This is a genomic window from Psychroserpens sp., from assembly GCF_036960315.1.
Lineage (GTDB): Bacteria > Bacteroidota > Bacteroidia > Flavobacteriales > Flavobacteriaceae > Psychroserpens.
Genome location: NZ_JBALVR010000011.1, coordinates 24,980 through 50,150, shown reverse-complemented (window position 1 = coordinate 50,150; position 25,171 = coordinate 24,980). Strand labels below are relative to the sequence as shown.

24 protein-coding genes are annotated in these 25,171 nt (G+C 34.4%); 11 read left to right on the top strand and 13 right to left on the bottom strand.

Annotated elements, in window-relative coordinates:
* Position 1: 1 nt before the first annotated feature.
* From mrdA to purH, 4 genes are all read right to left on the bottom strand, one after another.
* Positions 2 to 1,963 carry a penicillin-binding protein 2 gene (mrdA, locus tag V7719_RS15875; protein ID WP_335730926.1) on the bottom strand — a complete coding sequence of 654 codons (1,962 nt, stop codon included), beginning with the start codon at positions 1,961 to 1,963 and terminating at the stop codon, positions 2 to 4.
* A gap of 495 nt (positions 1,964 to 2,458) precedes the next feature.
* On the bottom strand, positions 2,459 to 3,289 hold the full coding sequence (gene mreC, locus V7719_RS15870; protein ID WP_335730925.1) for a rod shape-determining protein MreC: 831 nt from the start codon (positions 3,287 to 3,289) through the stop codon (positions 2,459 to 2,461).
* Positions 3,290 to 3,310: 21 nt separating this feature from the next.
* Entirely contained in the window at positions 3,311 to 4,339 is a 1,029-nt protein-coding gene (locus tag V7719_RS15865; protein ID WP_335730924.1) for a rod shape-determining protein, read from the bottom strand.
* A 216-nt stretch (positions 4,340 to 4,555) separates the two neighbouring features.
* Positions 4,556 to 6,088, bottom strand: coding sequence for a bifunctional phosphoribosylaminoimidazolecarboxamide formyltransferase/IMP cyclohydrolase (purH, locus tag V7719_RS15860; protein WP_335730923.1), 1,533 nt, complete (start codon positions 6,086 to 6,088; stop codon positions 4,556 to 4,558).
* Positions 6,089 to 6,277: 189 nt separating this feature from the next.
* Between purH and V7719_RS15855 the strand changes: the two genes are divergently transcribed.
* A complete protein-coding gene (locus tag V7719_RS15855) occupies positions 6,278 to 7,525 on the top strand; it encodes an ABC transporter permease (RefSeq protein ID WP_335730922.1) in 1,248 nt (415 codons plus the stop codon).
* A 38-nt stretch (positions 7,526 to 7,563) separates the two neighbouring features.
* On the opposite strand, the gene V7719_RS15850 is transcribed toward V7719_RS15855, so the two are convergent.
* Positions 7,564 to 8,016 carry a GAF domain-containing protein gene (locus V7719_RS15850; RefSeq protein WP_335730921.1) on the bottom strand — a complete coding sequence of 151 codons (453 nt, stop codon included), beginning with the start codon at positions 8,014 to 8,016 and terminating at the stop codon, positions 7,564 to 7,566.
* A gap of 74 nt (positions 8,017 to 8,090) precedes the next feature.
* Here V7719_RS15850 and xrtF point away from each other — a divergent pair, with 74 nt between their 5' ends.
* From xrtF to V7719_RS15820, 6 genes are all read left to right on the top strand, one after another.
* Entirely contained in the window at positions 8,091 to 8,642 is a 552-nt protein-coding gene (xrtF, locus tag V7719_RS15845) for an exosortase family protein XrtF (protein WP_335730920.1), read from the top strand.
* Positions 8,635 to 9,063, top strand: a complete 429-nt coding sequence (locus V7719_RS15840) for an exosortase F system-associated membrane protein (protein WP_335730919.1) — start codon at positions 8,635 to 8,637, stop codon at positions 9,061 to 9,063. Before xrtF ends, V7719_RS15840 begins: the two co-directional genes overlap by 8 nt.
* A gap of 58 nt (positions 9,064 to 9,121) precedes the next feature.
* Positions 9,122 to 9,535, top strand: a complete 414-nt coding sequence (locus tag V7719_RS15835; RefSeq protein WP_335730918.1) for an HYC_CC_PP family protein — start codon at positions 9,122 to 9,124, stop codon at positions 9,533 to 9,535.
* Between the two features lie 72 nt (positions 9,536 to 9,607).
* Positions 9,608 to 10,339 carry a heavy-metal-associated domain-containing protein gene (locus V7719_RS15830; protein WP_335730917.1) on the top strand — a complete coding sequence of 244 codons (732 nt, stop codon included), beginning with the start codon at positions 9,608 to 9,610 and terminating at the stop codon, positions 10,337 to 10,339.
* Between the two features lies 1 nt (position 10,340).
* Positions 10,341 to 12,581, top strand: coding sequence for a TonB-dependent receptor plug domain-containing protein (locus tag V7719_RS15825; protein WP_335730916.1), 2,241 nt, complete (start codon positions 10,341 to 10,343; stop codon positions 12,579 to 12,581).
* Between the two features lie 7 nt (positions 12,582 to 12,588).
* Positions 12,589 to 12,942: a heavy-metal-associated domain-containing protein gene (locus V7719_RS15820; protein WP_335730915.1), complete on the top strand. Its 354-nt coding sequence runs from the start codon at positions 12,589 to 12,591 to the stop codon at positions 12,940 to 12,942.
* A gap of 116 nt (positions 12,943 to 13,058) precedes the next feature.
* Here V7719_RS15820 and groL read toward each other — a convergent pair whose 3' ends face one another.
* The 8 genes from groL to miaB all read right to left on the bottom strand — a co-directional run bounded on the left by groL (position 13,059) and on the right by miaB (position 20,057).
* Entirely contained in the window at positions 13,059 to 14,693 is a 1,635-nt protein-coding gene (groL, locus tag V7719_RS15815; protein WP_335730914.1) for a chaperonin GroEL, read from the bottom strand.
* Positions 14,694 to 14,789: 96 nt separating this feature from the next.
* Positions 14,790 to 15,065, bottom strand: a complete 276-nt coding sequence (locus V7719_RS15810; protein ID WP_335730913.1) for a co-chaperone GroES — start codon at positions 15,063 to 15,065, stop codon at positions 14,790 to 14,792.
* 168 nt (positions 15,066 to 15,233) lie between these two features.
* Positions 15,234 to 15,587, bottom strand: a complete 354-nt coding sequence (gene secG / locus V7719_RS15805; RefSeq protein WP_335730912.1) for a preprotein translocase subunit SecG — start codon at positions 15,585 to 15,587, stop codon at positions 15,234 to 15,236.
* Between the two features lie 4 nt (positions 15,588 to 15,591).
* Complete coding sequence (locus V7719_RS15800) at positions 15,592 to 16,542, bottom strand: hypothetical protein (protein ID WP_335730911.1); 951 nt, start codon at positions 16,540 to 16,542, stop codon at positions 15,592 to 15,594.
* Entirely contained in the window at positions 16,543 to 17,052 is a 510-nt protein-coding gene (gene lptE / locus V7719_RS15795; RefSeq protein ID WP_335730910.1) for an LptE family protein, read from the bottom strand. It abuts the gene before it with no gap.
* Positions 17,052 to 17,243 (bottom strand): hypothetical protein, encoded by a 192-nt coding sequence (locus tag V7719_RS15790; RefSeq protein WP_335730909.1) that lies wholly within the window; start codon positions 17,241 to 17,243, stop codon positions 17,052 to 17,054. The genes lptE and V7719_RS15790 overlap by 1 nt, the downstream gene beginning before the upstream one ends.
* A gap of 98 nt (positions 17,244 to 17,341) precedes the next feature.
* Positions 17,342 to 18,607: a sigma-54 interaction domain-containing protein gene (locus tag V7719_RS15785; RefSeq protein WP_335730908.1), complete on the bottom strand. Its 1,266-nt coding sequence runs from the start codon at positions 18,605 to 18,607 to the stop codon at positions 17,342 to 17,344.
* A gap of 4 nt (positions 18,608 to 18,611) precedes the next feature.
* On the bottom strand, positions 18,612 to 20,057 hold the full coding sequence (gene miaB / locus V7719_RS15780; protein ID WP_335730907.1) for a tRNA (N6-isopentenyl adenosine(37)-C2)-methylthiotransferase MiaB: 1,446 nt from the start codon (positions 20,055 to 20,057) through the stop codon (positions 18,612 to 18,614).
* Between the two features lie 136 nt (positions 20,058 to 20,193).
* Here miaB and V7719_RS15775 point away from each other — a divergent pair, with 136 nt between their 5' ends.
* The 4 genes from V7719_RS15775 to topA all read left to right on the top strand — a co-directional run bounded on the left by V7719_RS15775 (position 20,194) and on the right by topA (position 25,167).
* Positions 20,194 to 20,991 (top strand): hypothetical protein, encoded by a 798-nt coding sequence (locus V7719_RS15775; RefSeq protein WP_335730906.1) that lies wholly within the window; start codon positions 20,194 to 20,196, stop codon positions 20,989 to 20,991.
* 84 nt (positions 20,992 to 21,075) lie between these two features.
* Positions 21,076 to 21,825 (top strand): hypothetical protein, encoded by a 750-nt coding sequence (locus V7719_RS15770; protein ID WP_335730905.1) that lies wholly within the window; start codon positions 21,076 to 21,078, stop codon positions 21,823 to 21,825.
* A 173-nt stretch (positions 21,826 to 21,998) separates the two neighbouring features.
* Positions 21,999 to 22,439 carry a hypothetical protein gene (locus V7719_RS15765; protein WP_335730904.1) on the top strand — a complete coding sequence of 147 codons (441 nt, stop codon included), beginning with the start codon at positions 21,999 to 22,001 and terminating at the stop codon, positions 22,437 to 22,439.
* Positions 22,440 to 22,662: 223 nt separating this feature from the next.
* A complete protein-coding gene (topA, locus tag V7719_RS15760; protein ID WP_335730903.1) occupies positions 22,663 to 25,167 on the top strand; it encodes a type I DNA topoisomerase in 2,505 nt (834 codons plus the stop codon).
* Positions 25,168 to 25,171 lie beyond the last annotated feature (4 nt).

Here is a 25,171-nt window from a genome sequence, read left to right as displayed (position 1 = left end):
CTTATTGGTTAGGTGAATCAGAATTAATTCTAATAGAGCTGTTAAGGTCATTGTTTTCTTCCGGTTTTATCTTTTCAACAACCTGAAGCGTAGTTTCTCCATTAATTTTAAAAGGTTCTCCGGAATAAGGTTTAGCATACTCATTTTCTAAACTATGTGTGAGAATCCAATTCTCCATATCTGTTCTGGTAATCTCTCTTTTAATGTATTTTTCAATCATTAAACTTGCCATACGACCCGCAAATCGACTTCCCCAATAGCCGTTTTCTACAAATACAGCAATGGCAATTTTTGGGTTGTCCTTAGGAGCGAAAGCCACAAAAATTGAATGGTCTGTTAATTGTGTTTTTACACTATCAATTTTAATATAGTTCTCTGCTGTTCCTGTTTTTCCGCAGATATCAATTCCAGGAATCCGAAGTGTTTGAGCAGTTCCTTTGTTATACACATCAAACATTCCTTGAATAACTGGTTCAAAATGACGTTTATCAATGGTTGTATGTTTTGGTTTTAAATATTTACTCGGAACCGTGTCTCCTTCAATCTCTTTTATGATATGAGGTGTGTAGTAATAGCCACGATTACCAATTGCTGCGGCCATATTGGCCAATTGAATAGGTGTCGCTTCAACTTCACCTTGACCAATTGCATTAGACACAATATAAGTTGAGCCCCAACGATTTTCTCCATAAGCTCTGTCGTAATAATTTCCATTGGGAATTCGTCCTTTCTGTCCAACAGGTAAATCGTATCCCAAATAGTTTCCAAGACCAAAACTTTTGGCATGGTCTGCCCAAATGTTCATGCCTTTTCCAGCATCTTGATACTTATCGATTATTTTACGGTAGGCAGTTACAAAATAAGCATTACAAGATAGGGCGATACCATTATTCATGTTTACCGGACTTTTGTGATGGTGGCAACCTGTTAGTCTACGACTACCATAGTAGTAACCCATTCGACATGTAACCTTTTCTTCAGGAGAGATGACATCCTCTTGTAGAGCTATAAGCGCATTGATCACTTTAAATGGTGATCCAGGTGGATACTGGGCTTGCAAGCCTCTATCAAATAATGGTTTAGCAATACTATCGCGATAAAGTTTTGTGAAATTTTTAGAGCGATCTCTTCCTACTAATAAATTTGGATTATAACTAGGGCCAGAGACTAATGCTAAGATTTCCCCGTTGCTTGGATCTATAGCAACGATACCACCTCGTTTGTTGGTCATTAACAACTCACCGTATTGTTGTAATTCAGAATCGATTGTGATTTTAATGTCTTTTCCTGGTTGAGGCAAAGTATCGTATCGTCCTTCTTTGTATGGTCCAATGTTTTTATTGAATCTATCTTTTTGACTAAACTTAATGCCTTTAACGCCTCGCAATACATCTTCATAAGATAACTCGACACCTTGTTTACCAATAAGGTCACCCAATTTGTAATAAGGTTGGTTTTGAATGATGCGTTGATTGACTTCTCCTAAGTCACCTAAAACATTCGCTCCTATTGAAGTTTGATAGTCACGTAAAGATCTCTTTTGAATATAGAACCCTTGAAACTTTCTCATTTTTTCTTGAAGAACAGCATAATCTTTTTTTGATAATTGCGGTACAAATGGAGAAGGTAATCTTGTTGAATAATTATTTGCTCTTTCAAACTTTTTATGATACTCTTCAGTTGTAATTTTTAAAAGACTACAAAATTCTGCTAATTGAGTATCATCAAGTGGCTCAACTTCTCTTGGGATGACCATCACATCGTAAGATGGCTGGTTAGCAACTAACAATTTCCCATTTCTGTCATAGACATAACCTCGTTTTGGATAATCGTAGGCCTTTCCAATCGCATTGTCATCAAATAAACTATAGGTTTCTTTTTTATAAACTTGCAAATAGAATAAGCGAGCAATAAATAAAAGCCCTACGGCAACTACGGTTAATAAAAGGAGAAGTTTTCTCATCGTTGTTTGTTACTAAAAAGTATCGAAATTAATACACAAAGTATTATAGTGAAAATACTTGAAAATAACGTCTTCTGAAGAACTAAAATTATATTTGAAACGTTAAAAATTTCTAATAAAAACATGATCAAATGATGGATTATAACCAATATCGAAAAGTAGATAAGTCTGTTGCCAAATTCAGTATTGTTGAACTTAATGGTTTGGTGTTCATAGATCATTCCGAAAGCAAATTTTAAAACCGCCGGTCTAATAAATGCTATTGTAACACATGCCGCCGCATGAACACCTCCAGAATCTGAGAATATATCTACAAACCATCCCAACATAAAACTTAGAAAAATAAATAGCGTTCTATTGTTATTTGCTGGAAATAGTAAAATAAAAAGTAGGTATGGGTACGGATTCACAGAACCCATGAAATTGATGTTATTGAATATCAGTGCTTGAGCCAATATTAGAAAAACAAACCTAATGATGCTATTAAAGTTAAGACTATTCATCAATTGGATTTTCTAGTTGTTTTATTTCTTCGGTATCCAGATTTTCAATGATATAGATATGTTTTAGGTTCTTCATATCATTAAAAAGTTTGACTTCAATAGTATACGTATCACCACTAATGTCTAATACAAAACCGTCAATAGTTCCTATCGGAATACCTTGAGGGAAAATTGTTGACTGTCCGCCTGTCACAATAGTATCACCTTCTCTTACCGGGGCAAATTTTGAAATATCTTTTAATTGAACGTTGTAGACTGATGTTTTTCCGTCCCATTGCAAAGAACCATAGTGGTTAGAAGCTTTTAGTTGTGCATTTATTCTACTTTTCGTGTTTAATATCGAAAGCACTCTCGCATATCCCTTAGAGGTATTGTCAATAATACCAACAATACCTTTTGAGGTCATTATACCAAAATCTTCTCTAATGCCATGTTTCTCACCTTTATTGATCGTGAGGTAGTTTTTGGTAGACGCGTAATTGTTATTGATGATTTTAGCCGATTGAACTCTATAACGACCACTGTAAGATACACTGTCAATTGTAGTTATTGAAGTAGAAGAAGAATCTCCAGCATTAAAAACCTGAGAACGCAACGTATTGTTTTCTTCAATAAGAATTCTATTTTGCTCTCTTAATCCGAAATAGTCGGAGATCCCACTTGCACTTTCATAGATACCTCCTGTTAAAACATTGGCGGAATTAATGAATTTACTTTTATGATAAGAATGTGACTGAATGGTGAGTGCTAACGAAATAATAAACAACAACAGAAACAAAAGGAAGGTTTTGTTTCTAAGGACAAAGTTTATGATTTGTTGCATGCTAAGCTATTCTGAATTGAGTTATTTAATCAGTACACTTTTATATTTTGGTAGGTTTTTAAGTGTTATTCCTGTACCTCTAACAACAGCTCTCAACGGATCTTCAGCAATATAAACTGGTAAGTCTGTTTTTTGTGACAAACGTTTGTCTAGGCCTCTTAACATCGATCCACCACCAGCTAAATAAATACCAGTGTTATAAATATCGGCTGCTAGTTCTGGAGGTGTTTGTGATAAGGTTTCCATCACAGAGTCTTCAATTCTTAAAATCGACTTATCTAATGCTTTTGCAATTTCACGATACGAAATTTGTACCTGTTTAGGTTTTCCAGTAAGAAGGTCACGACCTTGAACACTCATTTCTTCTGGTGGTAAGTCTAAATCTTCGGTAGCAGCACCAATTTGAATTTTTATCTTTTCCGCAGTACGATCACCAACATAAAGATTATGTTGTGTTCGCATGTAGTAAATAATATCGTTTGTAAATACATCACCTGCAACTTTAACAGATTTGTCACAAACAATTCCGCCAAGTGCAATAACTGCAATTTCAGTTGTTCCACCTCCAATATCGACAATCATGTTTCCTTTAGGTTGCATAATATCAATACCAATACCAATAGCTGCTGCCATTGGTTCGTGAATTAAATATACTTCTTTACCATTTACGCGCTCACAAGATTCTTTTACAGCTCGCATTTCTACTTCTGTAATTCCGGAAGGAATACAAACGACCATTCGAAGTGTTGGTGTAAATAATTTCTTTTTTAAGGCAGGAATGTTTTTGATAAACAAACTTATCATTTGCTCGGACGCATCAAAATCGGCAATCACACCATCTTTCAAAGGCCTAATCGTTTTGATGTTTTCATGCGTTTTTCCTTGCATCATGTTGGCTTCTTTTCCAACAGCAATGATTTTGCCTGAAATTCTATCTCTTGCAACTATTGATGGACTATCAACCACAACCTTGTCGTTGTGGATAATTAATGTGTTTGCGGTACCTAAATCTATAGCTATTTCTTCGGTTAAGAAATCAAAAAATCCCATACGTTATTCTAATATTATGAGGGTGTTATTGTATTCAGTTTTTGGCGTGTTGTAAAAGTAGTAAATCTTACTAAATATTTACAGTTTATTTTTACTTCAATTTATATGAAAGCTAAGTGGTTAACTTTTTATAGTTAAACGTTTGCTTTTTGGTTTTGGATGTTTGAAATTGAGTAAAAAATTTCAATGTTGTAGATTCCCTTTTTTAAAGGAATGCTAATGTTTAAAATGACGTGTTCCAGTCATTACCATTGCTAAATTATTTTCATTACAATAATCAATCGTCAATTGATCTTTTATTGATCCTCCAGGTTGAATCACAGCAGTAATTCCAGCGTTATCCGCAATCTCTACACAATCTGGAAACGGGAAGAATGCATCACTAGCCATAACAGCACCTTTTAAGTCGAAATTAAACGACTGCGCTTTGTGTATCGCTTGGTTAAGAGCATCTACACGGCTTGTTTGTCCTGTTCCACTAGCACACAACTGTTTATTTTTTACTAAAACAATCGTGTTAGATTTGGTATGCTTGCAAATTTTTGAGGCAAATATCAAATCTTCTAGCTCATTTTGAGTTGGTTTATTGTTGGTTGCGTTTGTTAAATCTGAAACGCTATCTGTTTTATTATTCCTATCCTGAACTAAAACACCGTTAAGACATGTTCTAACTGAAGTTTGAGGAAAATCGATATCATGTAAAATTAAAAGAATTCTATTCTTTTTTCCTTTTAAAGTTTCTAATGCATCATCGGAAAATGAAGGAGCAATAACCACTTCGCAAAATAAGGAATGAATCTCCTCGGCAGTAGCTTTATCAATTTCAGAATTAGCGATTAAAACACCACCAAATGCAGAGACAGGATCTCCAGCTAATGCATCTACATAAGCTTGGTGAATCGTATCACGTTGCGCAAAACCACAGGCATTATTATGCTTTAAGATAGCGAATGTTGGTATTTCACCTTTAAACTCATTCATTAAGTTCACGGCAGCATCAACATCTAAAAGGTTGTTGTAACTGAGCTCTTTTCCGTGAAGTTTGGTGAATATGTCGTCAAAATTTCCGAAGAAAAACCCACGTTGATGAGGGTTTTCTCCATAGCGCAATACTTTTCCGTTGGTCTCACTGATCTTAAGTGATGGGATCTCATGGTTGGCATTAAAGTAGTTAAAAATAGCCGAATCGTAATGTGAAGACACATTGAAGGCTTTAGCTGCGAAATGTTTTCTGTCATCTTCGGAAGTGTCTCCGTTTTTAGATTTTAGAACCTCTAAAAATTCAGAATAATCATCAACAGATGAAACACAAACGACATCAGTATAATTTTTTGCGGCAGCTCTAATAAGGGAAATACCTCCAATATCAATTTTCTCGATGATATCTTGATTTGAAGCTCCAGATGCTACCGTTTTTTCAAAAGGATATAAATCGACAATCACCAAGTCGATTTGTGGGATATCAAAATCAACCAATTCTGCCACATCACTATCATTATTTTGACGATTTAAGATACCTCCAAACACCTTAGGATGTAACGTTTTTACACGTCCGCCAAGAATTGATGGATATGAGGTAACATCTTCAACGGGTACGACATCAATACCTAAGCCTTTGATGAATTTTTCTGTACCACCTGTAGAATAAATAGTCACATTTTGTTCGTTAAGTTTTTTGACTATGGGTTCTAGTCCGTCTTTACTGAAAACTGAAATTAATGCAGATTTAATTGTTTTGTTGTTGCTCATTTTGGTGTTGTTGTCGTTGTAGTTCTTTTGAAGAAACTAAGTTGTGAAAATTAATGCTCAAAAATACACAATATCAAGAGTTTCTGTAAGTCGAAAAGGCAGTTTATTTGAGTTTTTTGTAACAAAAAATTGTTGAAAACGTCCTACCTTTATAATTCTAGTAGTTTTCTAGAAAACTAAACCAATCTCATGCTTGTTTATCTAAGGTTATTTAAGGAGAGTTTTTCGTTCGCTATTAACGCGTTGCGTAATAATAAGCTACGAACATTCTTATCACTTTTAGGAATTACTATAGGAATCTTCTCCATTATTGCGGTTTTGTCTGCAGTAGATTCTTTAGATAAAAGTATTAAAGATCAATTGAGTGGTTTAGATAAGAATACGATGTATTTAACGAAGTATTCTTTTGGCCCAACTGAAGTGCCGAGATGGCAACGCGATAATTTCCCGCAAACTGAACATGATGATTTTGAGTTTATTGAGCGTAATGTGCCTGACATTAATGCCATAGCATATGTTATTTTTGGCGGTAGCGAAAACATCAAGTATGAAGGAAATACGGTTTCTGGAGTTAATATTACGCCAGTTTCTGAAGGCATTTACGACATAGAAAACATGAAAGTTGCCGAAGGTCGTTTTTATACTGAATCTGAATCTATCTCTGGAGCAAACGTCATGGTTTTAGGTAGTGCTACTGCAGATAATCTCTTTGAAAATATAAATCCAATAGGAAAAACAATTCGTGCATACGGACGAAAGTTAACGGTTATTGGTGTGTTGAAAAAAGTGGGTTCTGGATTAGGAGATTCCCCTGATGAAAAGGCCTATGTTCCTGCAAATTTTGTGCGTCGTTTTCAAAATGGAGGTTCAGATGGTATTCCTGGGGCTATTATTATCAAACCAGAAAAAAATGTAGATATTGGCGCTTTTGAAGCAGTTTTAAAACAAAAATATCGGGCTTACAGAGGTTTGAAAGCTGATGAGCCTGATAACTTTTTTGTTAATAAAATTTCTGGATTCACCCAATTTATTGATGGTATTATTGCAACACTAAATACGATTGGCTGGATTATTAGTGGATTTTCACTACTCGTTGGAGGATTTGGAATTGCTAATATTATGTTTGTAAGTGTACGTGAGCGAACGAATCTCATTGGAATTCAGAAGTCATTAGGAGCAAAAAACAGATTTATCTTGTTTCAGTTCTTGTTTGAAGCTGTTATTTTATCTGTTTTAGGTGGAGTAATTGGAATTATTATGGTTTGGATTATATCCTTAATAGCCACAGCTGCTTTAGATTTTGAATTTGTTCTCTCTTTTAGCAACGTCTTCTTGGGATTCTCGCTATCTACATTAATTGGATTACTCTCCGGAGTCATACCGGCAATTTCGGCATCTAAATTAGATCCAGTTGAGGCGATTAGAACAGGAATGTAGAATTTAGTTAAAAGAGAATGTTAGACCAAAAAGAATATTTAGATAATATCGGCTACCTTCTCGCAAACAAATTCTAAAAAGCGTTCATCTTCCGAAGTAAAAGGATCTGTTGTATTAGAGTCAATATCTATTTGACCAATGTTTTCGCCGTTCACAAAAACAGGAATCACAATTTCTGCTTTAACCGTTATGCTGCAGGCTATATAGTTATCTTGAGCAGATACATCTGGAACCACAAAATTTTCATTAGATACAGCTACTTGTCCGCAAATCCCTTTTCCGAAGGGAATAATTATATGATCGGTAGGTTCACCAACGTAAGGACCTAACTTCAACTCATTTTTATCACCATTTTTAAAATAGAAACCTACCCAATTATAATAGGATATGTTTTCTTCTAAAAGAGTACAAATAGCTAATAAACGTTCATCAACAGTTTTAGAGCTAGTGATGATTGTTTCAACTTGAAGTTTTAAGGCTTCGAATGTCATAGGTTTCAAAATTTTTGGTAAAAGTATTTAAAAAGCGTCATTTCTAGATTCAATTTATATAATTTTAACTCTTAATGAAAGCACTCTTTTTAAAATATAAGTCGGTTGTAAAATTTATACTAACCTTTCTAACGGTTTATGTTGTCTTTACAATGGCTTATAAGTTGTATTTGGATTTTTCGGATGGTTCTAAATACTATCCAGATTATATCACCAACCTGGTGGCAAATCAAAGCGAAATGCTGATAGATGTTTTTGGTTATGATGCTGTAACAAAGCCTCATGCCAATGAAACTTCTATGAAATTAATTGTTAATCATAAATTTGTCGCTAGGGTTGTTGAGGGTTGTAATTCTGTAAGTGTTATCATTCTCTTTATGTCATTTGTCATCGCTTTTGCAGATAAGTTTAAACCAACGTTTTTGTATGTGTTATCAGGTAGTGTACTCATTTACTCAGTAAACTTATTGCGAATAGCGATACTTTCTATAGGTTTGTATAATTATCCTTGGCGAAAAGATATTTTGCATACGGTAATTTTCCCAATGATTATCTACGGAATGGTTTTTCTGCTTTGGATGTTTTGGGTGAATCGATTTTCAAAAAAAAGGAAAAAGAATGCGTAAGTCAATTATCTACATATTGCTCTTAACTCTTTTTGGAATACTAATTCTAATTCGTTTTTTTGAAAATGAATTATTTTACGATCCTTACCTCTTATTTTTTAAGAGTGATTATTTGCATATGGATTCTCCACGTCGAGAAATTTTAAAACTATCACTGTTTACGACCTTGCGATATCTGCTAAATTCTGTAATTTCACTTGGTATTATTTTTATCTTCTTTCGAGATAAATCGATTGTCAAATTTTCGGTTGCGGTCTATACCATAGCTTATGTTATTTTAATGCTATTCTTCTTGTACTTTGTAATTAATCCAAAACAAGAAGATTATTATTTATTTTTCAATTTTAGACGTTTCTTGATTCAGCCTATGTTTTTACTGCTTTTACTTCCTGCATTTTATTATTATAAGCTTAAAAATTAAACGGTTAATCAAGCTGTAATTTAATTACGGCTAATTTCTTTTTTCTTAACTTTGCCTTATGTTAAAACAAGTTTTACATAAACTAGCTTCGATAACAATAGCAATACTATTGTTATTTTCTACGGTGTCTTTTACTGTTGAGAAGCATTTTTGTGGCGATGTTTTAATTGACGTTGCTGTATTTAGCGATGTCGAAAAATGCGTGATAGAAGCTTTTGAAATCGAGCAAGAACAGATCACTAAAATGTCTTGTTGTAAAGTTACGTTTGACTTAATTGAAGGTCAGGATCAATTAACAGTTAAGACATTTGATGATTTAGAATTTGAGCAACAGCAATTTATGTTGGCTTTTGTGCATGCGTTTCAGGATTTGTTTGAATTTCTCCCAAACCGGATTATTCCTCATAAAAATTACACACCTCCCAACTTGATTACAGATATACATGTGCTTGATCAAGTATTCCTAATTTGATATTATGCTGCTTTTAAGATTTTAAGGACTGACAACATTCAGTCTTCAAGTATTATATCAAAAAAAAACATAATGACACATATATATAGAGTTACAGGTATGACTTGTAATGGATGCAAATCTTCGGTAGAAAAGGCATTATTATCAGTTGATAATGTTGAAGTCGTTACGGTAGATTTAGAGCATTCTGAAGCTGAAATTAGGATGTCTAAGCCTATAACTTCAGAAGTTTTACAACAAGCCTTGCCAGAGAAATTTACGATTTCTGAAAAGGAAGATGCCGCTTTGTTTACTCCGGTTTCCGAAGAAAAAGACGTCGAAAAAAGCGAGTTGAGACAATTATTTCCGTTGTTCTTGATTTTCGCTTATATCATCGTTGCTTCAGTCTTGTTGAATGTCAGTCCATGGAATTCTGAAGCATTTATGCTTGATTTTATGGGTTTATTTTACATCGTATTTAGCTTTTTTAAATTATTAGATTTAAAGGGTTTCCCAAAAAGTTTCAGAATGTACGATCCATTGGCAAAGGTGATTCCAGCTTATGCTTGGGTGTATCCGTTTGTTGAAGTTGCACTTGGGATACTATTTTTGATACGTTTTCAAATTTCATTCGCTTTGATCCTAACATTAGTTGTTCTAGGTATTACGACTTTCGGAGTTATAAAAACACTAGTAGATAAAAAATCGATTCAATGTGCGTGCCTAGGAACCGCTTTAAAACTCCCAATGACCAAGGCCACGTTTATAGAAAACAGTGTCATGATTATTATGGCTGTCATTATGCTTATAAAAACCTACAATTAAAATGAAACGATTACTATTAATCTTATTAATGCTTCCCATTTTTTCCTTTTCTCAAGAAAAAATAGAAGGCATAGTAACCGAAGCAACTTCGGGAAATAAAATTTTCCCTCTAGCTGGAGCTAATGTATTTTGGCTTGATACCTCAGTAGGTGCAGTTACAGATATTGATGGAAAGTTTAGTATTCCATACGAGCCTAGTTATATGAAACTTGTGATTAGTTTTGTTGGTTTTAAAACAGATACGCTAACCATCACTAAGCCTAGATATATCAAGCATTTGCTTGAAGCTACAAGCGATTTGGATGAAATCACTTTAACTGCGCGAAAACAAGCCACTAGAAAATCATATTTGAGTTCGCAAAATATAACGACGGTAAGTAGTGCCGAATTACTTAAAGCGGCTTGTTGTAATCTATCGGAAAGTTTTGAAACCAACCCGTCAATAGATGTCAATTTTTCTGATGCAGTTACAGGAACGCGTCAAATTAAAATGTTGGGATTAACGAGTAAATATATTTTGATTACTACAGAAAACATTCCATCCATAAGAGGTGCGTCACAGGCCTATGGATTGAGTTTTATTCCTGGAACTTGGGTAGAGAGTATTCAAATCACCAAAGGTGCAGGAAGTGTGGTTAACGGATTTGAAAGTATAGCAGGTCAAATCAATGCCGAGCTTCAAAAGCCAACTACAGATGATAAGTTTTTTGTTAATCTGTATGGTTCAATGAATGGTAGGCTTGAACTTAATACACATTTCAATACTAAAGTCAGTGAGAAGTGGAGTACAGGATTGTATATTCATGGTAACCTGAGAGATGAAAAGTTTGATAAAAATGACGATACATTTTTAGATGTGCCACTCAAGAAACAAATTAATGTGATGAACCGTTGGCAATATACTAATCCTGAAAAAGGTTTTGTGAGCTTTATAAATGTTAGATATTTAAGCGACAATAATCAAGCAGGTCAAATGGATTTTAATCCGGATACTGATCGTTTAACAACCAATGCGTGGGGAAGCGAAATTGATACAGAACGTTTTGAAATTACTACGAAGTTTGGATATGTAAATCCAGAAGTCCCTTGGCAAAGTTTAGGTGTGCAATTTGCTTATAGTACGCATAGTCAGGATTCGTATTTTGGTTTAAATAAATATGATATTAAGCACAATAGTATATACTCGAATGTGATTTATAACTCAATAATTACAGACTCCAGACACAAGATTAAAACAGGTCTTGGGTTTACTTATGATCATTATGATGAGTTTACGCTTGATACGAAATTTGAACGTAGTGAGCGATCAGCAGGAGCCTTCTTTGAATATGCTTATGATGATTTGGATAAATTTACTTTAACAGCCGGTTTGCGTTTTGATACACATAATTTATTAGGAGAATTTATCACGCCACGTTTGCATGCGAGATTCACGCCTTGGGAAAAATCTGCTTTACGAGCATCCGTAGGAAGAGGAAAACGAAGTGCTAATGTTTTTGCTGAAAATCAGAATATTTTTGCAACGTCGAGAACGATTAATATTTTAAATTCTGGCGGAAACATCTATGGATTAGATCCTGAAATCGCATGGAATTACGGTATCTCATATCTTCAAGGATTTAATCTCTTCGAAAGAAAAGCAGACATCACATTTGATTTTTATAGAACCGATTTTGAGAATCAAGTCGTTGTAGATTGGGAAAATCCTCAGGAAGTTAATTTCTATAACCTGGAGGGTGATAGTTTTGCTAATAGCTTTCAGGTAGAACTCAATTATAATATGTTTGAGCTTTTCGATTTCAGAACCGCGTACAAGTATTATGATGTCCAAACCGATTATACATCTGGAAGACAAGCGAAGCCATTAATACCGAAGCATCGGTTTTTTGCAAATGCTTCATATGAAACACGTGTTCAAGAAGGTGAATTTGCACGTTGGAAATTCGATCTAACGTATAATTGGCTAAGCGAGCAACGATTTGCATCGACTAGCTCAAACCCAATAGAGTTTAGGCTTTCAGAAGAATCACCAACGGTTGGAACCCTAAATGCCCAAGTGACGAAAGTCTTTTCTCCTAAATTTGAAGTATATTTAGGCGGTGAAAATATCACAAATGTTAGACAGAGTGACCCGATTTTGGGCGCCGATGATCCTTTTGGTTCAAATTTTGATACAACGTTTGTATATGGACCAATTTTTGGAAGCATGTATTACGCAGGATTACGATTTAAAATAAAATAATAGAGAGATGAAAAAGATATTATTAGTATTGGCTGTTATGTTAACAACACTAACATTTGCGCAAAATAAAAATGCTAAAGCTTCAATGGAAGTAGATGGTGTGTGTTTAATGTGTAAAGAACGAATTGAAAAAGCAGCAATTAGAACCAAAGGTGTTAAATCTGCTATTTGGAATGTGAAAACCCATGAACTCAAATTAATTTTTGACGAACGTAAAACCAACCTTGAAACGATTGGTAAAAAAATCGCGGCTGTTGGTCATGATACCAAAGCTTTAAAAGCTACAGCAGAAGCTTATGCAACAGTTCATCCTTGTTGTAAATACAGAGATGTCGACGTGGTTGATGATCATGAAAACTAATTAGAATTTAGTAATAATAAAAAGAGCCTTTGATTTTTATCAAAGGCTCTTTTTATTTAAAATATGTAGTGTGCGTTTGGGTAAGTAGCACATCTATGGCGATTCGCCATTCGTTGTTACATCATACCTGGCATTCCGCCTCCCATTGGTGGCATTCCACCAGCAGGTGCATCTTCTTTGATATCAACTAAAGCACATTCTGTAGTCAAAATCATTCCAGCTACAGATGCTGCATTTTCTAAGGCGATACGTGTTACTTTTTTAGGATCAATGATTCCTGCTTTAAGCATATCGACATAAGTTTCAGACTTCGCATCAAAACCAAAGTCTTTTTTGCCTTCTAATACTTTATTAATTACTACAGAACCTTCGCCACCAGCATTCTCCACAATAGTACGTAAAGGTGCTTCAATTGCTCTATTTACGATTTGTACACCAGTCGTCTGATCAAGGTTTTCAGTAGTGATTTTTTCTAAAACAGATTTTGCTCTAACTAGAGCAACACCACCACCAGCAACGATACCTTCTTCAACTGCGGCTCTTGTTGCGTGTAATGCATCATCAACTCTATCTTTTTTCTCTTTCATTTCAACTTCACTTGCTGCACCAACATAAAGAACTGCAACACCTCCAGCTAACTTAGCCAAACGTTCTTGTAGTTTTTCTTTATCGTAATCACTAGTTGAAGTTTCAATTTGAGCTTTGATTTGATTCACTCTTGCTTTGATGTCAGAAGAATTACCAGCACCATTAACAATAGTCGTATTGTCTTTGTCAATCATTATAGATTCAGCAGTTCCAAGCATGCTTAAATCTGCATTCTCAAGTGAAAAGCCACGTTCTTCAGAAATCACTGTTCCGCCAGTTAAGATAGCGATATCTTCAAGCATTGCTTTACGACGATCACCAAATCCTGGAGCTTTCACTGCAGCAACTTTTAATCCACCACGTAGTTTATTAACCACTAAAGTTGCTAAGGCTTGACCTTCTACATCTTCAGCAATAATTAAAAGTGGACGACTAGATTGTGATACCGGTTCTAATATTGGAAGGATTTCCTGTAAGTTAGAAATCTTCTTATCGAATAATAAAACGTACGGATTTTCTAAATCGGCAATCATTTTATCCGAATCTGTTACAAAATAAGGTGATAAATACCCTCTGTCAAATTGCATTCCTTCAACAACATCTACATACGTATCAGTTCCTTTAGCTTCTTCAACAGTAATGACACCTTCTTTTCCAACTTTACCAAATGCTGTAGCGATTAAGTCACCAATCGTATCGTCGTTATTTGCAGAGATTGAAGCGACTTGTTTGATCATTTCCGAAGAATTTCCAACTTTTTTTGCTTGCTTCTCAAGGTTTTCAGTAATTGCTTTAACCGCTTTATCGATACCACGCTTTAAATCCATTGGATTAGCGCCTGCAGCAACATTTTTCAATCCTTCTTTCACTATAGCCTGTGCTAAAACGGTAGCAGTAGTTGTACCATCACCTGCTAAATCGTTGGTTTTAGAAGCAACTTCTTTTACCATTTGAGCTCCCATATTTTCAAGCTCATTATCAAGCTCTACTTCTTTAGCAACGGTTACACCATCTTTAGTGACTTGAGGTGCGCCAAATGATCGACTAATAATTACGTTACGACCTTTTGGTCCTAATGTTACTTTAACTGCATTTGCTAATGCATCAACACCACGTTTTAATCCGTCACGTGCTTCAATATCAAATTTTATATCTTTTGCCATTTTTATTATTTTTTTGTCATTCCTGCGAAGGCAGGAATCTATTAGTTTTAACTTAGTTTAATTGGATTCCGCATCTAGTACGGAATGACAGGTTGTTTATACAATCGCTAAAATGTCACTTTCACGCATGATAAGGTAATCTTTGCCTTCTAATTTTAATTCTGTTCCAGCATACTTTCCGTAGAGAACAGTATCACCAGGTTTTACCGTCGTAGGTTCATCTTTTGTGCCTTTACCAACAGCCACAACTTTTCCTTTTTGTGGTTTTTCTTTAGCATTGTCTGGAATAATAATTCCTGAAGCTGTTTTAGTTTCAGCCTTTACAGGTTCGATAAGAACTCTGTCTGCTAATGGTTTAATATTTAAGCTCATTGTTATGTGTGTTTTTAATTTAATGTATCAGTTAATGCTTAAGCATTATGCTAAAAATGTGCCAATGAAATTTTACTGACAAAGTTACAGGCTTACCTGCCGAATTAGGGGAAATAAAAAATGCCAACTATTTAGTTGGCATTTTTTATAATATGTTTTAATGACTTACTACTGTCCTGTAGAATCAGCTGGATTAGCTATATTATCAGTATTGTCTGCTGGAGTTGTCAAAGGAGTAGTTGTTTGATCAGTTCCATCGATTATTTTAGATTCTTGTGAACCTCTCGCTCCTGGAATAGCAAAATTAGAGGCTAAAATTAATGCTAACAATAAAGTAGCTAAAGCCCAAGTACTCTTGTCTAAAAAGTCGGTTGTTTTCTTAACGCCTCCTAATTGTTGAGTGCCACCACCTCCAAACGAAGAAGATAATCCTCCACCTTTAGGGTTTTGTACCATAACTACTACGATAAGTAAAAATGAAACTAGTATGATTAAGATTAAAAATATAGTAAACGCTTCCATTTGTCTATGTATTATTTTGTTGTAATTCTTTTACTGCTTTAATTTGGTCTGCAAAGAAACCACTTTTTTCTGGATATTTCAAACTTAAAATTTTATAAGATTGAATTGCCTTTCCATAGTTGTTTTGCTCTAGATAAATTCTGGCTAAAGTTTCAGTCATTAGTCCGTCGTGAGCAACTTTATCATCAGTCTCAATATTGATTTTTGGTACGTCTTTAGAAGGTACAATCTTTGGATTGTTTTCTAAAAATCGATCAATAAGCTCAAACTTTTTATTTTTATCTGTACTATTTTGAGCTTCAGGTTCTTCGATTTTTTCTACGGAAATTGTCTTGTTCTCATTACGTTCTATAGGTTTGAAACTTGTGATTTTTAACCATTCCGTAAAAGAATGTGTTTCATCTTTTTCAAATTCTAGAGGCTTGCCAATTTGTAATTTTTCTTCAGGTGTTACTTGAATGTGTTTGTCATCGATGTCAATAATAACCTGCTCAGGTGTGTTTTTTGGTAAGGTCAAAAAGTGTGCAACTTCTTCTGGTTTTACTTTTTGCTCAAACAAGTCTGGATCGAGTACACCTTCAGTATTTTTAATATGCTGTTTTAATGCATCATCTATAGTTACACTTTTATCTATCGAAATATCATCGACTTCATTAACCGTAATTTCTTTAAGGTGCTCTGAGTTTTGTTTAATGATTTGAGATATTTCATTCTGATTAAATGCTTCCGAAGTGATATAATCAAACAAAATACTTCTATCTGTTATATGGGCAGCAGTTGTTTTTAATTCTTGATTGTAGGCATAGCTTTCTTGGTTTTTAAGGCCTTTAAGGTATAAAGCTCTAGCCGATTGAAAGTAAGGATATTGAATGGTTAGATTATGCAAATCACTGGTTTGCTCACCTGTAATGTGTTGAGGGTTTTGTAATATATATGCAAAATCTTTAGTATTCATCTACCATTTAGCTAAGGTTGCATTAAAAATATCTTGTGTTAAGCGTTCAAAAATAGCTTCATGTGCCGCATCTTTTTGTGAGCCTTGTAATAATTGACTTCCACCAAAATCGAAGAAAAACGAAAAACGCTTTTCAAATTCTTCGTCAGGTTCATTCTTATCATAAAATCTCAAGTTGACACTAACAGTTAATCTATTTTGTGCAGCTGTACTATTTGCTTGAGCTGTAGTAGGAGAGATGCGATACTCTGTAATCTCACCTTCATAAATCAAATCACCATTAGTAGTTGTTAAGTTTAAATTGGTTTGATTGGAGATTAAATCTTCCAAAGCTAATTTGAAATCTCTATCAAAACCTGGTTCGATTAAATTTGATGAATTCTGGAAATAATTCACCTGAAAGGTTTCAATGTTATCAGCAATTGAGGTTCCGGTAAATGAATATGTCGTGCTACAACCATAAATAGTTACCGAAATCAAAAGTAGAGTAATGTATTTAAGTTGTTTCATTAATACGTGTTTGGACGTTTCATAGTTATAAAGGCATAAATATAACCACCTTCTATTGTGAATGATGTCGTGATTAATCGGTAACCTTTGTAATGTTTGTCGTTAATTAGATCTTCAGCCTCTTTTCTAATTGCTTCAGAGCTATTTGGTGAAAACGATAATCGCAATCTAAATATTTCTACAGCTTTCATTTGAGGTTTTTTTTTATGTCTTGTCAAATGTAATCAACCACAATTAAAAAAGAACATTAAAGATAATGCTTTATTCTGGTTGGTTTCATAAACTTTTCTTAAAGATCGTATTGTTTAATTTTTCTATATAATGTGCGTTCACTAATTCCTAATTCGGCTGCTGCTAATTTGCGCTTGCCTTGGTGACGTTCTAGTGATTTTTTAATCAATTCTAGTTCTTTGTCATGTAAGGAGAGGGTTTCCTCTTCTTCGATTTCTTCAGCAAAATGATATTTGTCTTGATTTTTATCTTCTGGATCAAAAATTTCACTAGACTGTTCTGGTATTGCTAATATTTCTAAATCTTCAAATTCTTCAATTGCGCTTTCCTTTTGAGGTTCGCCATATATTTTTTGGATTAGACCTTCGTTATCTTTTTCTACTTCGGAAACGTTGCCGTTTTTCATCAATTTCATTGTGAGCTTCTTAAGATCGTTTAAGTCACTTTTCATATCAAAAAGCACTTTGTAAAGAATCTCACGTTCATTACTGAAATCACTTTCAGCTTTTGAAGTTTTTATGACAGCTGGAAGATTACTGCTACCATTTGGTAAATAGCCTTGAAGTGTCGCTGTACTTATGGTACGATTTTGCTCTAATACCGAAATCTGCTCAGCCGCATTTCGCAACTGTCTGATGTTACCATTCCAGCGATGCTTTTTTAGAATAATTACAGCATCATCAGTTAATTTGATGGTTGGCATTTTGTATTTTAAAGCGAAATCACTGGCAAACTTTCTGAATAGTAAGTGAATATCTTCCTTACGTTCTCTAAGCGGCGGAATGTTGATGTCTACAGTACTCAGTCTATAATATAAATCTTCACGAAATTTCTCTTTTTTGATCGCTTCAAACATGTTAACGTTTGTAGCAGCAACGATTCTTACATCTGTTTTTTGAACCTTACTAGAGCCGACTTTAATGAATTCGCCATTTTCTAATACACGCAATAAACGGACTTGTGTTGTTAGCGGTAATTCGCCAACTTCATCTAAAAAAATGGTTCCGCCATCCGCTACTTCAAAATAACCATTTCGTGTTTGTGTTGCTCCAGTAAAGGCGCCTTTTTCATGGCCGAAAAGTTCACTATCGATCGTTCCTTCTGGAATGGCGCCACAGTTAACAGCAATGTATTTGCCATGTTTACGATGAGATAATTGGTGAATGATCTTAGGAATACTTTCCTTACCAACACCACTTTCTCCTGTAACCAATACCGAAATATCAGTAGGTGAAACCTGGATCGCTTTTTCGATAGCTCGGTTGAGTTTTGGGTCGTTTCCTATAATTCCGAAACGTTGTTTTATGGCTTGAATGGATTCCATTTAGTTAATTGTCTTTAGAATATTTAATTGTTGCACCTATCAGCGTCGCACTAGTACAATCTGTGATTTTCACCTTTACCAAATCTCCAATGTTATAATTTTCCTTCGGAAAAACTGCCACAATATTTTGAGACGTTCGTCCAGACCATTGCTGATCTGATTTTTTCGATTCACGCTCAATTAGGACTTCTACAATAGTGTTTAAATATTCTTTAGTTTTTATTTCACTGTGCTCACGTTGTCGTTGTACGATTTCCGCTAATCGACGTTTCTTAACATCTTCAGGAACATCGTCATCCATTTTACGTTCTGCCATAGTTCCTGGTCGTTCCGAATAGGTAAACATATAACCAAAATTATATTTCACATAGTCCATAAGACTTAAGGTGTCTTGATGGTCTTGTTCAGTTTCCGAAGGGAAACCAGAAATCAAATCCTGACTAATCGAACTATTTGGTAAGATTCGTCTAATATTATCAATGAGCTCGAAGTATTCTTCTCGCGTGTGTAAACGATTCATTTCCTTGAGAATGCGATTGCTTCCACTTTGAACTGGTAAATGAATATGCTTACATATATTATCAAACTTAGCCATGGTCTCAATCACGTCTAAGGTCAGATCTTGCGGATTTGATGTTGAAAAACGAATACGTATTTTAGGTTGTGCTTTGGCGCATAATTCTAACAGCTGTGAGAAATTTACAGCCGTTGCTTTTTGCATATCACTAGCCTTAACGAAGTCTTTTTTGAGTCCGCCACCATACCATAAATAGCTATCTACATTTTGACCTAAGAGCGTAATTTCTTTGTAGCCTTTATTCCATAAGTCATTAACTTCTTCAATAATACTTTGAGGATCACGACTACGTTCGCGACCTCGCGTAAATGGCACCACGCAAAACGTACACATATTATCACAACCACGCGTAATAGACACGTAAGCAGTCACGCCATTGGTGTTGAGCCTTACAGGAGCAATATCTCCATAGGTTTCTTCTTTTGAGAGAATAACATTTATAGCATCTCTGCCTTCATCTACTTCAGCCAACAGATTTGGTAAATCCTTGTAAGCATCGGGTCCTACAACGAGGTCTACTATTTTTTCTTCTTCTAAGAATTTGGTTTTTAGTCGTTCAGCCATACAGCCTAGAACGCCCACTTTCATTTTAGGATTAATGCGTTTTACAGCATTATATTTTTCTAAACGTTTTCTAACGGTTTGTTCAGCTTTATCACGAATAGAACAGGTATTGACTAGAACTAAATCGGCATCTTCAAGATTTTGAGTTGTATTATACCCTTGATCTGAAAGTATGGAAGCCACAATTTCGCTGTCGCTAAAATTCATAGCGCAGCCATAACTTTCAATGAAAAGTTTTCGTGTATTGCCTTCTTTTTTCTCTAAAACTAGGTGTTCACCTTGTTTGTTTTCGTCAATCGTTTTCTCCATAAATCTTTGAAAGTAGTGTACAGTCCATTAAGTATGCAAAGATAGTACAAATTTAAGTATTATGACAAAGTGGCAGTCATAGAATATTGTTAAAAAGAATAATTACATTTGAAGTACTAACCAATTTTATATCTAAATGACCTTCCAAGACATTCAATCAAAAATCAATTTAAACAAAGCGCTTGACTTTGGAGATGTTTTTAATAAATCTATAGAATTATTTAAAAAGAGTTGGGTAAATGGACTCATTTTACAATTGTTCTTAATACTAATGGCATTGCCATTTGTCATAATTATATATGCGCCTTTGGTTATTATGATGATAGCACAACAGGAAAGTGGTTATTCAGATACTGAATCGTTTAATACATTCTTTGCAGGATTTTCCATATTGTATCTTGTGTTAATTTTTGTTGGCATCATGATTATGAGTGTAGTACAGTTGGCATTGACTGCTGGTTTTTTTAGAGTGTTAAAAGCATTGGATCATAACGAACTTGTGAAAACATCAGATTTATTCTATTTCTTAAAAGGGAAATATTTTGGACGTATCGTGCTTTTAATGTTGGCTTCGTTTATCATTGCTGTTGTTGCTATGTTATTGTGTTTTATACCAATATTCTATGCCATGATACCCTTGTCGTTTTTCACCATAATGTTTGCATTTAATCCAGATTTAGGTACTGGTGATTTAGTTAGACTTTGTTTTAGTATTGGTACTAAAAAATGGTTAATTACATTTGGGTTAATCTTTGTAGCGTCATTACTTGCTTCGTTTGTTGGGTTTTTACTCTGTGGTATTGGAGCGTTCGTAACTGCTGCATTTACGTATCATCCAATTTATTTTATATATAAGGAAGTTGTTGGTTTTGATGATGACAATGAGGAACTAAAAAGAATTGGAAATGACACAAATTTTGACGCAACCATTTAAGGATTGTTACCTCTAAATAGAAATTTTTATTTATGAAGCTCACTAGAATAATTACATTTGATGAATTAACCAAATTTTAATTTAATGACATTTCAAAATATTCAAAATAAAATACAGAACTCTCAAAATTTAGACTTTGGAAAAATTCTAGACCTCTCAATTAATCTATTTAAAAAAGTATGGTTAAAAGGATTTTTGATGATTTTAATTACGATGGTTTTAGGAGTTATTATAGCTTTCTTATTAGTTTCTATTGGTCTTATTCCTAATCCCTATGATGTTACGGGATATGAAGAGTTTAGTTTTTTTACGTCTTATGCTAGAAGTTCATTTGTTAATTTGCCTCAAACTATATTGGTTACCCCTATAGTTTTGGGAATGTTGTCTGGGTTTTATAGAATGTGTAAACAAGTTGATTTAACGGAGTCTCAAAATGATGATATGTTTTATTTTTTTAAAGGTGATCATATTAGAAAGGTTTTTTTGCTTGGCTTAATCTATGCTTTAATTGCTTCAGTAGCACAAGCATTATTTTTATTGCCCTATATATATGCTTTTATCCCATTGTCGTTTTTTGCTGTAATTTTTGCTAATAATCCAGAATTGAGCGAGACAGAAATTGTTAAGCTAAGTTTCAGTTTAGGAACTAAGAAGTGGTTTTTAACCTTTGGATTGATGTTTGTAACTGGGATTTTAGGTATGCTTGGATTTATCGCTTGTGGAATAGGCGTGTTATTCACAATTTCTATTATCTACCTTCCAGTATATTTTATATATCGTGATGTTGTAGGTTTTGAAGATGATAATGAAATTCAATACATAGGAAGAGAATAAAAAAACATCTATACTACTTTTAAACTTCTATTTGCCGCTATACCAGTATATTTTATTTACAAAGAAGATGATGATTTTGATGATGACAATGAGGAACTAAAAAGAATTGGAAATGACACAAATTTTGACGCAACCATTTAAGGATTGTTACATCTAAATAGAAATATCTATTTATGAAGCTAACTAAAATTATTTCTGCTTGTTTTTGTTTTACATTATTATTAATGAATACGCAATGTGATGATGATGACGATTGGATTCAAACACCTTGTGGACAAACTGTAGTTGTTGATAGCGGGTTTTACGATTCTGCAGCATCTGATATTTATAGCCTCATTAGTACCGAAATTGTAGGGAACTGCCTAACAATAGATATATCGGCAAGTGGTTGTGATGGTAATTCATGGAGTATCGTTTTGGTAGACTCTGGAGATGTTTCGGAGACTTTGCCTGAGCAACGTTTTCTAAAATTTATATTTGCCAATACCGAAACTTGTTTGGCGGTTTTTAGTCAAGAACGCTCTTTCGATTTAACACCAATTCAAGTAGACGGGAGTAACGAAACGATTTTGAATATCGAAGATTTCCCTGAACCATTACCCTATATCTATTAGCAACAATCAACACCAAATCGGATATTCAATTGTATTAGTAAGTACGTTTGTTTTAAATTGATATGAACGATTTAATCATAAGTGAGCCTGAAATTTTCAGGCTTTTTTATTAAAAATTCATAGATGAAAGTCTTGATTTTTAAGTTAAAATGCTATCGATATTTATTTTAATTAGGAAGATAACTTTTTTTTCACATACATTTGTAGCCTCAAAAATTCATATATGTCGAAGAATTTAGTCATTGTAGAGTCACCAGCAAAAGCCAAAACCATAGAAAAATTTCTTGGAAAAGATTTCAAAGTAGAATCTAGTTTTGGTCATATTGCCGATTTGCCTTCAAAAGAGTTAGGAGTTGATGTCGAAGGAGATTTTAAACCTAAATATGAAGTTTCAAAAGACAAAAAGGACGTTGTTAAAAAGCTTAAAGATCTTGCTAAGAAGGCCGAAATGGTTTGGCTAGCAAGTGATGAGGATCGAGAGGGTGAAGCTATTGCTTGGCATTTAGCTGAAACTTTAGGATTGGATAAAACGAAGACTAAGCGAATTGTTTTTCATGAGATTACAAAATCGGCCATCCAAAAGGCGATTGAAAACCCTAGGGGTATAGATTATGACCTAGTAGATGCGCAACAAGCACGTCGTGTTTTAGATAGAATTGTAGGTTATGAACTCTCTCCTGTACTATGGAGAAAAGTAAAAGGTGGTTTGTCTGCAGGTCGTGTACAATCGGTTTCTGTTCGATTAATTGTTGAAAGAGAACGTGAGATTTCAGGTTTTAAACCCACTGGGTCTTATAGAATTGATGCCGAATTTTCAAACGAAGACGGACAGACATTTAAAGCAAAACTTCCGAAGAACTTTTCAACTAAAGAAGAAGCTTATAAATTTTTAGAATCAAACGCAAGTGCTAATTTTAAAGTTGCAAGCCTAGAGAAAAAACCAGCTAAAAAATCACCAGCTGCACCATTTACAACTTCAACTTTACAACAGGAAGCTTCAAGAAAACTTGGGTTTTCGGTAAGTAGAACAATGTCAAATGCACAACGTTTGTATGAAGCAGGTTTGATTACCTATATGAGAACTGATAGTGTGAATTTATCTGACGAAGCTCGAAATGGTGCTCAGGCAGAAATAGAAACAGCTTTTGGCTCTCAATTCAGTAAGCCAAGAAAATATAAAGGAAAATCAAAAGGCGCTCAAGAAGCTCACGAAGCGATTAGACCTACAGATTTTAAAAAACATTCTGCAGATGTAGAAAGAGATCAAGCTCGATTATACGATTTAGTATGGAAACGTGCCATTGCTTCACAAATGAGTGATGCGCAACTAGAACGTACTAATGTTAAGATTGAAGCATCAACACATAACGAAACCTTTACGGCTAATGGAGAGGTGATTACATTTGAAGGCTTTTTAAAGGTATACCTTGAAGGGACTGATGATGAAGATACAGAACAAGAAGGAATGTTGCCAGCAATGAAAGTCAATGAGACTTTACTCAATAGTTATATTACGGCAACCGAACGTTTTTCGCGTCCACCATATAGATATACCGAAGCATCTTTGGTAAAACAATTGGAAGAGTTAGGGATTGGTAGACCGTCTACTTATGCGCCAACAATTTCAACAATTCAGAATAGAAATTACGTAGAAAAAGGTTCTAATGAAGGTGAAGAACGTGACTATTCTCAATTACTATTGCAAAACGGAAGTCTTACCGATAAAAAATTAACTGAAAAAGTAAATAGCGATAAGGGGAAACTTGTACCTACAGATATAGGTATGATTGTAACCGATTTTTTGGTAACTCATTTTAGCAATATATTAGATTATAACTTTACAGCTAAAGTTGAAGCAGATTTTGATCAAATCGCCGAAGGGAAGGAAGACTGGACTAAAATGATGAAAGACTTTTATAAGAGCTTTCATCCTATAGTAGAAGATGTTGCTGCAAATGCTGATCGTGAATCTGGTGAACGTATTTTGGGTAAAGACCCTAAAACAGGAAAGCAAGTAAGCGTGCGTTTAGGTAAATTTGGAGCAATGGTTCAGATTGGTACTGTTGATGATGAAGACAAACCGCAGTTTGCGAGTTTATCTCCAGATCAGCAATTAACGTCAATTACTTACGAAGAAGCCATGGAGCTTTTTAAGTTGCCTAAACAATTAGGAACGTACGAAGATGAAGCTATAGAAGTTAATAATGGTCGCTTTGGTCCTTATGTGAAATTTGGAAAGAAATTCGTTTCCCTTCCAAAAGGAACAAATCCTATGGATGTTGAAATGGATCAGGCTATTGAACTAATTAAAGAGAAACAAGAAGCAGATGCGCCTGTATATATGTATCAGGAATTACCTGTACAAAAAGGTAAAGGGCGTTTTGGACCATTTATAAAATGGAACAATATGTTTATCAACGTCAATAAAAAATACGATTGGGATAATTTATCTGATAGTGATATTGTAACATTGATTGAAGAGAAGATTCAGAAGGAAATAGATAAAGTCATTCATAACTGGGAAGACGAAGGGATTCGTGTTGAGAAAGCAAGATGGGGAAGACATAATATCTTAAAAGGTAAAATAAAAGTTGAGCTACCAAAAACCGTTGATGTTTCTAAGATGACTTTAAAAGAAGCACAAGCTCATATCGAAAAGAAAGCACCTAAGAAGAAAGCTGCGGCCAAGAAAAAAACAACTAAAAAGAAAACGGCTACTAAAAAATAATACC

Bases quoted from the DNA above. Each gene is read 5' to 3' on its own strand.
- mrdA (WP_335730926.1), bottom strand. From the start codon at position 1,963: ATGAGAAAACTTCTCCTTTTATTAACCGTAGTTGCCGTAGGGCTTTTA.
- mreC (WP_335730925.1), bottom strand. From the start codon at position 3,289: ATGCAACAAATCATAAACTTTGTCCTTAGAAACAAAACCTTCCTTTTG.
- V7719_RS15865 (WP_335730924.1), bottom strand. From the start codon at position 4,339: ATGGGATTTTTTGATTTCTTAACCGAAGAAATAGCTATAGATTTAGGT.
- purH (WP_335730923.1), bottom strand. From the start codon at position 6,088: ATGAGCAACAACAAAACAATTAAATCTGCATTAATTTCAGTTTTCAGT.
- V7719_RS15855 (WP_335730922.1), top strand. From the start codon at position 6,278: ATGCTTGTTTATCTAAGGTTATTTAAGGAGAGTTTTTCGTTCGCTATT.
- V7719_RS15850 (WP_335730921.1), bottom strand. From the start codon at position 8,016: ATGACATTCGAAGCCTTAAAACTTCAAGTTGAAACAATCATCACTAGC.
- xrtF (WP_335730920.1), top strand. From the start codon at position 8,091: ATGAAAGCACTCTTTTTAAAATATAAGTCGGTTGTAAAATTTATACTA.
- V7719_RS15840 (WP_335730919.1), top strand. From the start codon at position 8,635: ATGCGTAAGTCAATTATCTACATATTGCTCTTAACTCTTTTTGGAATA.
- V7719_RS15835 (WP_335730918.1), top strand. From the start codon at position 9,122: ATGTTAAAACAAGTTTTACATAAACTAGCTTCGATAACAATAGCAATA.
- V7719_RS15830 (WP_335730917.1), top strand. From the start codon at position 9,608: ATGACACATATATATAGAGTTACAGGTATGACTTGTAATGGATGCAAA.
- V7719_RS15825 (WP_335730916.1), top strand. From the start codon at position 10,341: ATGAAACGATTACTATTAATCTTATTAATGCTTCCCATTTTTTCCTTT.
- V7719_RS15820 (WP_335730915.1), top strand. From the start codon at position 12,589: ATGAAAAAGATATTATTAGTATTGGCTGTTATGTTAACAACACTAACA.
- groL (WP_335730914.1), bottom strand. From the start codon at position 14,693: ATGGCAAAAGATATAAAATTTGATATTGAAGCACGTGACGGATTAAAA.
- V7719_RS15810 (WP_335730913.1), bottom strand. From the start codon at position 15,065: ATGAGCTTAAATATTAAACCATTAGCAGACAGAGTTCTTATCGAACCT.
- secG (WP_335730912.1), bottom strand. From the start codon at position 15,587: ATGGAAGCGTTTACTATATTTTTAATCTTAATCATACTAGTTTCATTT.
- V7719_RS15800 (WP_335730911.1), bottom strand. From the start codon at position 16,542: ATGAATACTAAAGATTTTGCATATATATTACAAAACCCTCAACACATT.
- lptE (WP_335730910.1), bottom strand. From the start codon at position 17,052: ATGAAACAACTTAAATACATTACTCTACTTTTGATTTCGGTAACTATT.
- V7719_RS15790 (WP_335730909.1), bottom strand. From the start codon at position 17,243: ATGAAAGCTGTAGAAATATTTAGATTGCGATTATCGTTTTCACCAAAT.
- V7719_RS15785 (WP_335730908.1), bottom strand. From the start codon at position 18,607: ATGGAATCCATTCAAGCCATAAAACAACGTTTCGGAATTATAGGAAAC.
- miaB (WP_335730907.1), bottom strand. From the start codon at position 20,057: ATGGAGAAAACGATTGACGAAAACAAACAAGGTGAACACCTAGTTTTA.
- V7719_RS15775 (WP_335730906.1), top strand. From the start codon at position 20,194: ATGACCTTCCAAGACATTCAATCAAAAATCAATTTAAACAAAGCGCTT.
- V7719_RS15770 (WP_335730905.1), top strand. From the start codon at position 21,076: ATGACATTTCAAAATATTCAAAATAAAATACAGAACTCTCAAAATTTA.
- V7719_RS15765 (WP_335730904.1), top strand. From the start codon at position 21,999: ATGAAGCTAACTAAAATTATTTCTGCTTGTTTTTGTTTTACATTATTA.
- topA (WP_335730903.1), top strand. From the start codon at position 22,663: ATGTCGAAGAATTTAGTCATTGTAGAGTCACCAGCAAAAGCCAAAACC.